The sequence below is a fragment of the Bacillus cereus group sp. MYBK30-2 genome (assembly GCF_051915945.1).
In the GTDB taxonomy this organism is placed as follows: Bacteria; Bacillota; Bacilli; order Bacillales; family Bacillaceae_G; genus Bacillus_A; species Bacillus_A paramycoides.
Genome location: NZ_JBQAFR010000002.1, coordinates 1,250,419 through 1,264,803 on the forward strand (window position 1 = coordinate 1,250,419; position 14,385 = coordinate 1,264,803).

Sequence of the window (14,385 nt, forward strand, 5' to 3'; positions counted from 1 at the left end):
TTAGTAACGGATTAAGAAATATTTCTTCTTACCGCGGCGAATGATTGTGAATTTACCTTCGATGCGGTCGTTTTCTGTTACAACGTAGTCTAATGCTTGTGTACGTTCACCGTTTACGTAGATTGCACCGTTTGTTACATCTTCACGTGCTTGACGTTTAGATGGAGAGATTTTGCTTTCTACAAGTAAGTCGATTAATACTGTATCTTCTGCAGTACGTTCTACAGATGGTACATCTTTGAATCCTTGTTCGATTTCGCTTGCAGTAAGTTCTGCTACAGAGCCGCTGAATAATGCAGCTGAAATTTTAATTGCTTGCTCTAATGCTTCTTCACCGTGAACAAGTTTTGTCATTTCAGATCCTAATGCTTTTTGTGCTGCACGTTTTTCTGGCGCTTCAGCTACTTGCTTCTCAAGCTCAAGAATTTCTTCATGAGATAAGAATGTGAAGTATTTTAAGTATTTAACTACATCGCGGTCATCTGTGTTAATCCAGAATTGGTAGAACTCGTAAGGAGTTGTTTTCTCTGGGTCTAACCAAATTGCGCCGCCTTCTGTTTTACCAAACTTCGTACCGTCAGATTTTGTAACTAGTGGAATTGTTAAACCGAATGCTTTCGCATCTTCTTCTGATTTACGGATTAATTCAAGACCAGCTGTAATGTTACCCCATTGGTCACTACCACCAATTTGAAGACGGCAATTATGTTGTTGGTATAAGTTTAAGAAGTCGTATGATTGTAAAATCATGTAACTAAACTCAGTGAATGAAATACCAGTTTCTAAACGAGATGCTACTGTATCTTTTGCTAACATATAGTTTAAACCGAAGTTTTTACCGATATCGCGTAAGAATGTAATTACATCTAAGTTACCAAGCCAGTCATAGTTGTTAGCCATCGTTGCTGGGTTGTCCACATTTTCAAACTCTAAGAAGTTTGAAAGTTGGTTTTTAATGCTTTCTGTGTAGTAAGCAACTGTATCTTTCGTATTTAATGTACGCTCTGCTTTTTTACCACTTGGGTCACCGATCATACCAGTACCACCGCCAACAAGTGCGATTGGTTGGTGACCAGCTAATTGGAAACGACGTAACATTAATACTGGTAACATATGACCGATGTGTAAGCTATCCGCTGTCGGGTCGAAACCACAGTATAATTTAACGCTTTCTTTTTCTAATAATTGCTCAAGGCCTTCAGCATCTGTTTGCTGATTAATTAGACCGCGAAATTCAAGATCTTGTAAAATACCCATATCCTACATACTCTCCTTTAAGTTCATTCTAGCGTGAATGTTGAAAACATAAAAAAATCGCCCCTTCAAATAAGGGACGATTTTGATCATCGCGTTACCACCCTAGTTGCAGACCAAAAAGGCCTACCACCTTATTTACATAACGGCTTAGCACCGTCTTTTCCCTTTTGAATATAATTCAATCGAAAAAAGATGCTCTAGGGGCGTAATTCGCGATCATCTATGTGCTGATTTCCACCGACCATCAGCTCTCTAAAACAGGGAAATGATCACTACTTCTCCCTTTCCACGCTCAATTATTCATATACTTTTCTTTATATCATTATTTACTAGTATGTGTCAAATTGAAGAAAATAGGAGATTTAATTCGAATTATAAATGCCTTTTACGTTATAGAAATTATTAAATTCCTCTTCCGTCCCTTTTGTAAATTCCATTCTTCCTGAAGAAGTATCTTCTGGACTAAAATAATACAGCATTCCATCTTTTAATTCTAATGTTGCCATTACATTTTTCCCACGATCAGTCACATAGAAATTCACCGTATCTCGTTTATGATTTACGACATTTCCTTGAATAACTTTTTCTTTTCTCCTTTTATCATAGAAAACCATTTCAATATACTCATCATTTATTTCTCGAATTTGAATATAGTTATGAAATTTTTCCGTATACCAATAACCTTTCATCGTATTAAACGGAGATGAATTCATATAAATAAGGACGATACTACTCATGATAATTAAGAAAGCAAGTAAACCTCTTTTTACTAATTTTTTCTCCCATAACATAGCCATCTTACTCTTTACAGGTAATTGTTCTTTACTGTCTACTTCAGTCACGAAATCATCTTTTCTTACTTTCTCTAAATAATGACCACAACCGTTACAATAATTATTATAATCTTGAATTTTTCCTCCACAATTAGAACAATGTCTCACTTTTTCCACCTCTATTCCAAATCGAACATTAATATATTAACATAAAACACAATAACAAATAGAATAATTTTAGGTCTACAAAAAAAACATACCGTTTTCAAATACGGTATGTTTTTCACTCAAACGAATAATAGTATTGGCAGCAAAGAAATAACTGGAACCCCAACTAATAACGATACATGAAACACAACCGATAAATCATTTCCAATCGTAGCTTCCACAGGATCTTTCGCCGGAGAAGCAAGAAATCCGAGTAATCGATCAAAGCGACTTACCGTTTTTGGAAAATCCGGTATTTCTAAATGGTCACTGTCTAAATGCTGCTTTAATTTATATTCATTCTTAAAGGGATTTTCGCTCAATTTCATCCACCTCCAGCAATTGTTTCAATTTCTTTATCCCGTTATGGAGCCTCGACTTCACTGTTCCAATAGGAATGTTTAATACCTCTGCAATCTCTTTTTGCTGCATATCATGATAATAAGAAAGAATGAGGACAGCTCGCTGTTCTTCAGGAACTTTCAAAATCGCTTCTCTTACTGTAAGACGGTCTTCTTGCGAAAACTCTACCTCTTGCACTGGTACTAAAAACGGCAAGAGCGTACGCCACTTTTTTCTTCTATTTAATTTATTAATCATAAGACGATAACCGATTTGAAATAAATACGTTTTAATTTTTCCTTTTTTGATTTCATACATATGTTTCTTGCGTTCTAACGTCAAAAACGTATCTTGCACAAGGTCGATACTTAATTGTTCATCTCGGTTAAAACGATACAAAAATGTATATAGTGCTGGTTTAATTAAAACGTATAGTTTTTCCCCAGCCTGCTTATCTCCACTTTGGTACGCAAGCATGAGCTCCTCCTCAATCCCAATCTGCGCCATGATTTTTGATCTCCTTTATTCCTTTTAACGTTAACGAAATGCGGGAAATTAAATATACACTTGCGACAATAATCCACGCTTGTGATTGAAGCGTAAAAAATTGAACATATGAGTTTTGTATTGTATGACCACTTAACACTAAAATATTTAATGCTTGCACACATATGCATGCATACACTGCAAGACAAGCCGAAATCGTATCAAATACATTCCAGCGAAAATACACTTTTGTTTTTGTAAAATCAATTTTATATCCTTTTTTTCGTACTATATGTTTTCTATCAAACGGAATAATGATTGAAAACATAACAATCATTATGATTCCAACTGTAATCATTGAAACTTTAAATCCAATTGGTATTGGCAAAAATAATCCACCAGAAAATACAACTATAATTCCAACTACAGCAAAAGTAAGCATCAATTTATTAGACATATAAAAAGCCTCCCTCATCTATTCTTTCATAAATGTATACAGACGAGGAAGGCAATGCGTTCAAATATTATTTAATTTTTTTAATTATTTTTGCAGGATTCCCGCCAACTACTACATTATCAGGCACATCTTTCGTTACAACGGCGCCAGATGCGATAACCGCATTGTCTCCAATTGTTACCCCCGGATTAATGATAGCTCTTCCGCCAATCCATACGTTATCGCCAATTGTAACTGGTTTTCCGTACTCTGATCCACTTATGCGCTCTACCGGATCAAGCGGGTGTGTTGCTGTATAAATGTGAACTCCTGGAGCTAACATACAGTTCACTCCAATTGTTACTGGGCATACATCTAAAATCGTACAGTCAAAGTTTGCGTAAAAGTTTTCACCAACATGAATGTTATAGCCGTAATCACATCTAAAAGAAGATTCAAGATGAATATTATCTCCTGTCGTTCCAAATAGTCCTTTTACAATTTCACTACGCTCTTTTAATTTCACTTCTGGAGTATCATTTAATTTTCTCGTTAATATACGTGCTTGCTCTCTCTCTTGTACTAAAACTGGATCAGCTGGTATGTACATTTCTCCTAGTATCATCTTTTCTTTTTCTGTGTTCATTTTACTGCCCCCTTTAACTTATATATATGAGTTTATAATACCATAAAAAAGGTCTGAACGTTTTTCGTTCAGACCTTTCTCTCTTAATCTTCCATCGTCGATAAATCGCCTGTTGGTAAGTTTAATTCCCAAGCTTTTAATACACGGCGCATAATTTTACCACTTCTCGTTTTCGGCAATTTATCTCTAAATTCAATTTGTCGTGGCGCTGCATGAGCTGCTAGGCCTTTCTTTACAAATTGACGAATCTCTTCTTTTAATTCTTCAGATGGTTCATATCCTGCGCGAAGCGCGATAAATGCTTTAATGATTTCACCGCGAACCGGATCTGGAATACCAATTACACCAGCTTCTGCAACAGCAGCGTGCTCGATTAATTTACTTTCTACTTCAAACGGACCAACGCGCTCACCTGATGTCATAATTACATCATCAATACGCCCTTGGAACCAGAAGTATCCATCTTCATCCATATAGGCTGAGTCACCTGATACGTACCAATCTCCCGGCATGAAGTAAGACTCATATTTTTGCGGGTTATTCCAAACCGCACGCATCATAGATGGCCAACCTTTTGCAATCGCTAAGTTCCCCATTGTGTATGGAGGCACTTCATTTCCTTCATTATCAACAATCGCTGCTTTCACACCTGGAATTGGTTTACCCATTGAACCTGGACGGATTTCCATACAAGGGTAGTTACAAATAACTTGTCCACCTGTTTCTGTCATCCACCACGTATCATGAATACGAAGTCCAAATGCATTCATCCCCCAGCGAATTACTTCTGGATTTAACGGCTCACCAACGCTTAATACGTGACGAACTTGTGATAAATCATATTTTTTAATTGCATCTTGTCCAGCTCCCATTAACATACGGAACGCTGTTGGTGCGCTATACCAAACTGTTACACCGTAATCTTGTAACGCTTCGTACCACGCTTCTGGACTAAAGCGTCCACCTAAAATAACATTTGATGCCCCCACTAACCACGGTGCAAAAATACCGTAAGCTGTTCCAGTTACCCAGCCCGGGTCAGCTGTACACCAATATACGTCATCTTCTTTTAAATCTAATACCCACTTCGCCGTTTGATAGTGCTGAACCATTGCGTTTTGCGCATGAAGCACACCTTTTGGCTTACCAGTAGAACCCGATGTGTAATGAAGAATTAAACCGTCTTCACGGCCTAACCATTCGATATGTAATTCTTTTGAAGCTTGTTCAAATAAAGGATTGAACGCTACAAGTTTACCGCCTTCTTCTACATTGTCTCCAACAAGAAAGACTGTTTTTAAAGCCGGTAAATCATTTAATGGTATGCGCTCTAACAATTCAGGAGTTGTAATTAACACCTTCGCTTCGCTATCTTCTAAACGATCGCGAACTGCCCCTTCCATAAACGCTTCAAATAGCGGTCCAACAATAGCCCCTAATTTCACTGCACCAAGAAGTGCAAAATATAATTCTGGGGAACGCGGCATAAAAATAAAAACGCGATCGCCTTTCTCAACATCGCCATAGTTTTTCAGGACATTTCCTGCTTTATTAGAAAAATCCTTCATTTCCTTAAATGTATATTTCTCTTTTCGCGATCCATCTTGATAATAAAGCGCTACTTTATTCTTTCGATCGGATTTCGCATGCTTATCAATTGCCTCATACGCCATATTCACTCGGCCTGTTTCATTCCAAGTAAAATTTTTATTAACCTCTTCCCAGTTGAAATTTGCGTATGCCTCTTCATAATTCGGCAAATTATTTTCCCCTTTAATGACAGGAAGCGTTTCTACTTTCATACTTTACATCCCCCTCCTATGTATTCTATTATCTATTATAATGATATTATTTAAAATTTTCAGTATATTTGTTGATTTTTAGACAAATTTTTAATGACAAAATTCGATTCACATCGCATATATTATAAAGTACGATATTAATAGATTCACAAACCCTCAAGGTGGTGAGCAATACATTGATTCATAAAAAAATATATAATGCCAGAAACTTAAAAACAGCGAAAGGAACTTTAATTATTGAAGGTCCTGTCTCTACACATAATCTTGAAATGTATGAATTTCATCCAGACTTAGTTGCATTTCGCCCTGCCGAGCAGCAATATAAAGCAATTGTCGAAATTTCTAAATTACCAGAAGCTCGTCTCATTATTGCTAGACATGACCAAATGATCGTTGGATATGTTACATACTTATATCCTGATCCGCTCGAGCGATGGTCAGAAGGAAAGATTGAAAACTTAATTGAACTTGGGGCGATTGAAGTTGTCCCAGCCTTTCGCGGGTGCTCTGTCGGAAAAAACTTATTAGAAGTTTCAATGATGGACGATCATATGGAAGATTACATTATATTAACGACTGAATATTATTGGCACTGGGATTTAAAACAAACAGGCTTAAATGTTTGGGAATACCGAAAAGTAATGGAAAAAATGATGAATGCCGGTGGTTTACAATGGATGGCTACAGACGATCCTGAAATTTGTTCACACCCCGCTAACTGTTTAATGGTTCGCATCGGTAAGCGCGTCGATACGGATTCCATTCAAGCATTCGATCGTCTACGTTTTCACAATCGTTTTATGTATTAATAAAGGGGGCAACTGGAATGATTGTAGAAGAAATTATGAATCAAAATGTAGTAACATTACATCCAGATGACACAATCGAAACAGCAATCCGAACGATACGTACGAAAGGTATTCGGCACATTCCAATTGTCGATCAAAATAATCACGTAGTAGGCATTATTTCTGATCGAGATGTAAGAGATGCAAGTCCATCAATTCTTGATGAACAAGTTCCACTCAATATGCTGAAACAACCGCTCGAACTTATTATGAAACAGCCTGTTATGACTTGCCATCCTCTTGATTTCGTTGAGGAAATTGCTACTTTATTTTTTGAAAATAAAATTGGCTGTCTCCCTGTTACAAAAGCTGGAAAGCTAGTAGGAATTATTTCCGAATCTACAGTACTGCACACATTGGTGAAATTAACAGGGGCACATCAGCCTAGTTCGCAAATTGAAATTCAAGTAAAAAATGAACCGGGTATTCTCGGAAAGGTAGTTGCTATTTTTAGCGATTTACAAATTAATATTGTGAGCGTTCTCGTCTATCCAGCAAAAGATGAGAATGATAAAGTGCTCGTTTTCCGCATTCAAACGATGAATCCTTTAAGGGTGATTGATGCACTTGAAGCAGAGGGCTATCGCGTTTTATGGCCGAACATAATGGGGATGCAAGCATGAGTAGCGCATTTATTTATTCGGATGACTTTCGGGGCTATTCTTTTAGCCCTGATCATCCTTTTAACCAACTGCGGGTCACACTTACGTATGATTTATTACAAAAGAGCGGTTTTATCTCTCCCTCTCAAGTCATCGCACCACGAATGGCTACAGATGAAGAGATTGCCTACATTCATACAGAGGAGTACATAAATGCGGTAAAACGTGCTGGAGAAGGAAAGTTAGAAAAATCAATTGCTATGACATATGGGCTTGGAACAGAAGATACACCGATGTTCCCGAATATGCATGAGGCAAGCGCATTACTCGTTGGCGGTACGTTAACAGCTGTAGATGCTGTTCTTTCCGGAAAAGTGAAACATGCACTTAATTTAGGCGGCGGCTTACATCATGGCTTTCGCGGCAAAGCATCTGGTTTTTGCATTTATAACGATAGCTCTATCGCAATGAAATATATCCAGAAGAAATACGGTTTACGCGTTTTATATATTGATACAGATGCTCATCACGGTGATGGTGTACAATGGTCATTTTACGACGACCCTAATGTATGCACCATTTCATTACATGAAACTGGGCGTTATTTATTTCCTGGAACTGGTGCTGTGAATGAACGCGGACAAGGAAATGGATATAGTTACTCTTTTAACGTTCCGCTCGATGCCTTTACAGAAGACGAATCGTTTTTAGAATCGTATCGAACTGTTGTAAAAGAAGTTGCAGCATACTTTAAACCGGATATTATTTTAACGCAAAATGGTGCCGATGCACATTATTACGATCCACTTACACACCTTTGCGCAACGATGAACATTTACCGTGAAATACCGAAGCTCGCTCGTGAAATCGCTAATGAATATTGCAACGGTCGCTGGATTGCTGTCGGCGGCGGTGGCTACGACTTATGGCGCGTCGTCCCAAGAGCTTGGGCACTTATTTGGCTCGAAATGAACAACATCCAAAACATCTCAGGTTATCTCCCTCCAGAATGGATTGATGCTTGGAAAGGACAAGCAGAAACAGAACTTCCTCTCACATGGGAAGATCCAGACAACATGTATAAACCTATCCCTCGTAAACTTGAAATTGAAGAAAAAAATGCATTAACTGTAGCGAAATCCCTTGAAATTATTCGGAATAATATGAAAAAATCTTTGTATTAAACAGAAAGGAGGCTCGTTTTAGAATGGCCTCCTTTTATTTTAGTGTCGACTTTTGTCGAAAAATCGATATATTTTGAGTTGCTAACGGACTATCCATGGCTCTAATAAGAAAAAGAGTGATATTATGTGGGAACAACAAATCATCAATACAAATCGTGGCACATTCGAACTTTTTGCAAAAGGCGATGGCGAGCCACTTTGCATTACACATCACTATTCACAATTTAATGAAACTGGCGATTACTTTGCGGATGCTTTCACTTCTACACATTGTGTATTCCTCATTAATTTACGAGACGCTGGTAATTCTGTAAAAGCTCATTCAGAAAATGAATTAAGTATGATTGAAACGATTCATGACTTGGAAGCAATAAGAGAAGCTTTACAATTTCCTACATGGCATTTCGCTGGTCATTCAACAGGCGGTATGCTTGGGCTTTTATACGCGATTACATATCCAAATTCCTTACAATCATTAGTTATCGTGGGAGCTGCAGCCAGTAATTATACGAAAACATCAAATTGTATTTATCATCCAGAACATCCGCAGTTTCATTATATGCAAGAACTCATTGAGAACTTAAAAAGTCCCCTTCTTACAAAGGAAGAACGAAAAAAACTGTCTACTAAGCGAACTAAATTATCGTTGTATAAACCGGAAAACTACAACTCTTATTTTTGTAAACCAATTCAAAAAACAATGTCCGCTAGCCGGATGAACGCTTTCGCTAAAAAATATTCTTCATTTGATTTGAGAGAGTATTTACCTTCTATCCAAACAAAGACGCTTATTATTTGCGGAAAACACGATGTACAGTGCCCCATTCAATATTCTCTTGAGATGCATGAGGGCATACGTAATTCTATTTTTGTACCATTTGAGTACAGTAACCATTATCCTTTTTTAGAAGAAGCTGCTCAGTTTACTTCTACTACTCAAAAATTTTTGGGGATTTAAGAGAAAATTACGGACTCACAAAGGCATAAGTCCGGAAAGAGAGAACAAGTTTATTAATGTTATTTTACTAAAGGGGGAAAATAGAGTGCGAGAAAAATTATTAAAAGTTGGAACGACTTATATTCCAGTTACCAATGTAGAACTTTCTTCAAACTGGTATGTAAACAAACTGGGAGCAGAGTTGAGCTTTAAAGACGAAGACGAGGCTTATTCCATTAAAGCCTCGTTAGTGAGTTAATTTTCAGAAGAAATATTTCATACTATAAACAAAGAAAAGATAAAAGGAACAGAGCACTAAACCTAAATCAATTAATACCGACTTTTTATCCCCCTCTTTTAAACTTATCATAAAACCAGAAATACTTTTAACCATCCAAAATGCAACCAAAAATAACCAACCGAAATGGTCATTTGTATAATTTTCATCATAAAACATTTGTATTGCACCAATAATTAATAAAATAAGTATGATATTAGTTCCAATCCTTAAAGCCTTGTTTGATTTATTATTCTTTAATTTATCCCCAAAAATCTAGCACTCCCTCTCAAACTATCCTGCGTTTTAGCAAAACAAAGAAGTTTTATTTCTCTTTATATTTTAACATAAATTACCTAATATTCCCGACAATGATGGTGTTACCCCGCTGCAACACGCTCGTGCTCATAACTTTGAAGAGATAGAGAAGATTTTGTTAGAGGGGAATAAGTAAAAAATGCACTAAAAAATCCGAAGCGCTCATCACTTCGGATTTTTTAACAACCTTATTTATCCATAACAACAGGAAGCTGGAATGAAACAATCGTTCCTTTTCCAAGTTCACTTTTTATTTCTAATCCAGTTCCGTATAACTGTTTTAATCGTGCATCCGTATTCAATAAACCTATTCCCTGTTTTTGATTCGGTTTTTTCACTAATATTTCTTTTATTTTTTCATCTGACATGCCTATCCCATCATCCGTAATCGAAATGTTTATAAATCCACTCACACTCTTTATTTTTATATGAATACTTCCACCCTTTGCTTTTTTTAATATACCATGACGCACAGCATTCTCTACTAATGTTTGAATAGAAAACGGTGGTACTACACATTCTATTCCATCTTCGACTTCCAGCACGCTCTGTATTCTCTTTCCAAATCGCTCTCTTTCAATATAAAGGTATGATTGAAGTAAATCTAATTCATGCTGTATGGGTACGGTTTCCGCTAACACTTCTTCACCAAAACTGGCTCTTAAATACGTTCCAAACTCAACAATTAATTTCTCCATCCTAACAATATCAATTTCACCTAATGCAGCAATCGTATTTAGTGTATTAAAAAGAAAATGCGGCTGAATTTGCGCCTGAAGCCAAGCACCTTCCATTCTTATTCGCTCATGAATTGATTGCTTTAACTCTGTTAATGCATTAATTCTCACTTTTAATTCCAGTGCATCTATAGGCTTTACAATGTAATCATTCGCCCCAGCAAGAAATCCTGTATAAATATCTTCTGGCTGCGACCTAGCGGTTAACAGTACAATAGGCAACTCTGCAATAGAGTATTGGGTACGAATCATTTTTGTTAATTCATAACCTGACATTTTCGGCATCATCACATCTACTAATATCATATCCCACTCCATATTTAACCGCTCCAAAACCTCTCTTCCGGTTGTTACCGTTTCAAGTTCATATTCATCTTGTGGTAATATACTCTTTAATACTTTTAAATTTATAGGATCATCATCAACAGCAAGAATTCTCCTTCTATTACCGACTCTATTATCCTTCATTTCAACTTGTTTTAATTCCACTACTTTTTCAATTGTTTCTTTTGACACAATTAGCATCTCTTCTTTTTCAGCAAGTGGTAATGTGAATGTAAAAGTAGAGCCTTTATGTAAAACGGATGTAACAGTAAGTGTTCCCCCGTGCATTTCCACTAATTGTTTACAAATACTTAGCCCAAGTCCAAATCCTCCACTTTCACCATATGAATCACTACCTTGTTCATATGGAAGGAAGATTCGCTTTTGCGCTTCTTTATCAATTCCAATACCAGTATCTGTAACCTGAATAGCCGCGTAATTTTTTCGTTTTTCAACATCAATTGTAATAGCCCCTTCATCCGTAAATTTAACTGCATTATGAAGTAGGTTAAATAAAATTTGAATAAGACGATTTTGGTCAGCTAATACAAATGGAAACCGTTCAGGGATATTCGCGATAATTTGTAATTTCTTTTCTTCTCCAATAAACTTTTGCATATCAATCACCATTGTAATAATTGGTTGCAGATCAACCGGTCTCTTATGAATCGGTATCCCTTTCTGCTCCATTCTTGTAACATCTATTAAATCGTTCAACAAATACGACATACGCCTTCCTATTGTCATTAATAGTTTTAGATGTTGTTTACTTTCACCATTTATCGCTTTCTCTTCATCCATTACACTTTGTGCAATATTCATCATCCCATGTAACGGATTTCTAAGTTCGTGCGCTGTATTTGCTAAGAATTGATCTTTCTTATGATGCTCTTCTTTTAATTTTCCAACCAGTTCACTATTCTCATCACTCGTGTGAAAGAATCGGATAAACCAAAAAGTCGAAAATGATACCATTGCTATAACAATATCAAATGGATAAAAATCCGCATCAAATATCCTCGCAAACTCTATGCTATAAATGAAAGCAAACTCTTTAAAACTCGCACACAATACTCCACAAGTAGTACTAATCACTGTAAAAAGTAAAAAGATTAAATCATGCTTTCCACTTTCCACCACCCGTAAAACAATAATTGCTGTTAAAATGAATGGAATAATAATTGTAAAAAATAATATAAATCCAAAATCTTGCACAAGTCTAGGTGAAGAAAACAATACTACAAAAACATAAATTCCACATAATACGATAGTAAATAAAATAAATTTATTATCCCCATAACCTCGTAAAAACCTTTTCATATACAGTAAAATGAATAAAGCGAACCCTACAAACGATATATATATAATTTTTATATATATTGAAAAATCAAATTCATATAAAGAGAACAAAAAACGTTCATCCGTAATTAAAAATGTAAGACCTGCAAATATACTACAAAGTGAAAAATATAGAATCTCAACATTTTTCGGCTTCATCACAAAAATGATAAATGCATATATACCATGTAAAAACACTATTGTCGTTGCAATAATTTGCATCATAAGATTTTTAAAGCTATCCTGTACAATGGCATTTTCACTACCAAAACGAACTCCACCTGTAATCCCGCCATGTTTTGATTCTTGTGTCGTTTTCGTAACAGGAATAAGAAGGTTGATTACCCCTTGTTCATTCGCTTTTACCTTTATGATAGTTGGTGTAAGTGAAGTTTTATGTACATCATTCGGTTTAAAAATACTTCCTCTTTCCTGTACAAGTTCTCCATTTACATACAAATCGAACTGATTATGAACACGCTGTATTTTTAAGCCGTAATTTTCATTCGAATTCTTCACTTTGATAGATAGCGCATACGTGCCATATTCTTTTTCATGAGTACGATCAACTTTTTCTTTCCAGTTCCCCGGAACATCAATATATTCATAATCTTTATTATTTCCCTTCATTTGCTCCGGGGTAAGTAAAACATTCGGATAAAATTTCCATTCACCATTTAACGTAACTAAATTTTTTTCGCCAAATGTTATATCTGATAAATTTACTATCCCTTCTTCAGCATGTGGTTGATTTATATAAAGAGACTGTTTAAACCAAATGGAACGAAAACCGACAATACAAAGAATAAATAAGAATACTACTATCAATATTTTTCTTTTAGACATACTTATTCCCTCTTTATAAAATTACGAACTTTTTTTCAAATCTTTACCATAACATATCACACTTTCTTTATTGCGTGAATAATAACCATATTCAAAAAAATCTTGTCACTCGTACTTTAACGTTTTTTCACTTTAAAATAAAGAAACATTCCAATGAAAAATAATAGAACGATTACTATTCCAATCATCCACTTTTCTACTACAAATGGATTCACTTGAGCCACAACTGCTTCCTTTTCTTTCGCTTCAAAAGGAACCCGTTCCCCTCGAACCAGCATTCTATGTGTATTTACTCCATAAGGTGTGCATGTAACTAACGTAACGTAATCTTTATCTTTCACAACTAATAAATCATTCGTTTCATTTGGTAATACAACTTTTATTTGATCCACCTTATAAGCAAGCACTTTATTTAATGAATGTATGTAAAAAGTATCCCCCTTCTTCAACTTATCCAAGTCCGTAAATAATAAAGCAGAAGGCAAACCACGATGCCCCGTTAAAACAGCATGCGTACTTTCTCCCCCTACTGGCAAAGAAGAAGCATTAATATGTCCTACTCCTCGGCTCAAAACATTTTCAGATGTGCCAGCATAAATTGGAAGCTTTACATCAATTGTAGGAATTTCAATATACCCCATACTCTCACCTACATTTAATACATCTGCATATGAACGTCCACTCTCGTCGCCCCCTTTTTCATTAAATGGATCCGAAAGTGACTGTGACGTCGTCTGGACATTTTTATTATATTCATTCGCTTCTTTCTCCCTAAGCTCAATTTCTTTTTGCTGCAACTCTTTTACTTTTTTATCGTACGAACTAACTGCTGAATAATGCGCTCTTGTTGCCAACCAATTACTTACTGTCGGATATAAAAAAATACACAGTCCCAATAAAAAAATAGCACCAAATATAATGTTACGTTTCATCATATCCTCCTATAAAGTGAAACTTTAATCAGTGTAGGTTTTATTCACCCCACTGATTATTGGCCCTCAAATAACGGGCTAAAATGCCGAAAA

General features: G+C 35.9%; 14 protein-coding genes, 2 pseudogenes and 1 other annotated feature. Of the genes and pseudogenes, 6 read left to right on the top strand and 10 right to left on the bottom strand.

Translation table 11 applies throughout. The features are described 5' to 3' along the window. The 7 genes from tyrS to acsA form a co-directional block, all read right to left on the bottom strand. The gene (tyrS, locus tag ACTFQM_RS18110; protein WP_097905702.1) at window positions 1-1,257 is read right to left on the bottom strand and encodes a tyrosine--tRNA ligase; all 1,257 of its coding nucleotides are present in this window, start codon (window positions 1,255-1,257) and stop codon (window positions 1-3) included. 69 nt (window positions 1,258-1,326) lie between these two features. Beyond that, window positions 1,327-1,555: a binding site (T-box leader), on the bottom strand. A gap of 64 nt (window positions 1,556-1,619) precedes the next feature. Further along, window positions 1,620-2,198 carry a hypothetical protein gene (locus tag ACTFQM_RS18115; protein ID WP_440035474.1) on the bottom strand — a complete coding sequence of 193 codons (579 nt, stop codon included), beginning with the start codon at window positions 2,196-2,198 and terminating at the stop codon, window positions 1,620-1,622. 119 nt (window positions 2,199-2,317) lie between these two features. After that, window positions 2,318-2,560, bottom strand: a complete 243-nt coding sequence (locus ACTFQM_RS18120; protein WP_440035475.1) for a hypothetical protein — start codon at window positions 2,558-2,560, stop codon at window positions 2,318-2,320. Further along, entirely contained in the window at window positions 2,541-3,086 is a 546-nt protein-coding gene (locus ACTFQM_RS18125; protein WP_440035477.1) for an RNA polymerase sigma factor, read from the bottom strand. The genes ACTFQM_RS18120 and ACTFQM_RS18125 overlap by 20 nt, the downstream gene beginning before the upstream one ends. Next, window positions 3,067-3,522, bottom strand: coding sequence for a hypothetical protein (locus tag ACTFQM_RS18130; RefSeq protein WP_440035478.1), 456 nt, complete (start codon window positions 3,520-3,522; stop codon window positions 3,067-3,069). Before ACTFQM_RS18130 ends, ACTFQM_RS18125 begins: the two co-directional genes overlap by 20 nt. Before the next feature lie 67 nt (window positions 3,523-3,589). Continuing rightward, the gene (locus ACTFQM_RS18135) at window positions 3,590-4,147 is read right to left on the bottom strand and encodes a maltose acetyltransferase domain-containing protein (RefSeq protein WP_440035480.1); all 558 of its coding nucleotides are present in this window, start codon (window positions 4,145-4,147) and stop codon (window positions 3,590-3,592) included. Between the two features lie 83 nt (window positions 4,148-4,230). Then, window positions 4,231-5,949 (bottom strand): acetate--CoA ligase, encoded by a 1,719-nt coding sequence (gene acsA / locus ACTFQM_RS18140; protein ID WP_002173786.1) that lies wholly within the window; start codon window positions 5,947-5,949, stop codon window positions 4,231-4,233. Between the two features lie 176 nt (window positions 5,950-6,125). Between acsA and acuA the strand changes: the two genes are divergently transcribed. The 5 genes and pseudogenes from acuA to ACTFQM_RS18165 form a co-directional block, all read left to right on the top strand. Then, window positions 6,126-6,758: an acetoin utilization protein acetyltransferase AcuA gene (gene acuA / locus ACTFQM_RS18145; RefSeq protein ID WP_025147620.1), complete on the top strand. Its 633-nt coding sequence runs from the start codon at window positions 6,126-6,128 to the stop codon at window positions 6,756-6,758. Window positions 6,759-6,775: 17 nt separating this feature from the next. Next, entirely contained in the window at window positions 6,776-7,420 is a 645-nt protein-coding gene (locus ACTFQM_RS18150; RefSeq protein WP_242273240.1) for an acetoin utilization AcuB family protein, read from the top strand. Further along, window positions 7,417-8,583, top strand: coding sequence for an acetoin utilization protein AcuC (acuC, locus tag ACTFQM_RS18155; protein ID WP_440035483.1), 1,167 nt, complete (start codon window positions 7,417-7,419; stop codon window positions 8,581-8,583). The genes ACTFQM_RS18150 and acuC overlap by 4 nt, the downstream gene beginning before the upstream one ends. Before the next feature lie 124 nt (window positions 8,584-8,707). Then, window positions 8,708-9,541, top strand: coding sequence for an alpha/beta fold hydrolase (locus ACTFQM_RS18160; protein ID WP_440035485.1), 834 nt, complete (start codon window positions 8,708-8,710; stop codon window positions 9,539-9,541). Between the two features lie 85 nt (window positions 9,542-9,626). Further along, window positions 9,627-9,749, top strand: a pseudogene (locus ACTFQM_RS18165) (VOC family protein); the annotation flags it as partial. A gap of 33 nt (window positions 9,750-9,782) precedes the next feature. On the opposite strand, the gene ACTFQM_RS18170 reads toward ACTFQM_RS18165, so the two are convergent. Further along, window positions 9,783-10,073, bottom strand: a complete 291-nt coding sequence (locus ACTFQM_RS18170; protein ID WP_440035830.1) for a hypothetical protein — start codon at window positions 10,071-10,073, stop codon at window positions 9,783-9,785. Window positions 10,074-10,155: 82 nt separating this feature from the next. Between ACTFQM_RS18170 and ACTFQM_RS18175 the strand changes: the two are divergent. Next, window positions 10,156-10,251 (top strand): annotated as a pseudogene (locus ACTFQM_RS18175) (ankyrin repeat domain-containing protein); the annotation flags it as partial. A 52-nt stretch (window positions 10,252-10,303) separates the two neighbouring features. On the opposite strand, the gene ACTFQM_RS18180 reads toward ACTFQM_RS18175, so the two are convergent. Continuing rightward, window positions 10,304-13,360: a hybrid sensor histidine kinase/response regulator gene (locus tag ACTFQM_RS18180; RefSeq protein ID WP_440035487.1), complete on the bottom strand. Its 3,057-nt coding sequence runs from the start codon at window positions 13,358-13,360 to the stop codon at window positions 10,304-10,306. Between the two features lie 116 nt (window positions 13,361-13,476). Then, window positions 13,477-14,292 carry a class C sortase gene (locus ACTFQM_RS18185; RefSeq protein WP_440035488.1) on the bottom strand — a complete coding sequence of 272 codons (816 nt, stop codon included), beginning with the start codon at window positions 14,290-14,292 and terminating at the stop codon, window positions 13,477-13,479. Between the last annotated feature and the right edge of the window lie 93 nt (window positions 14,293-14,385).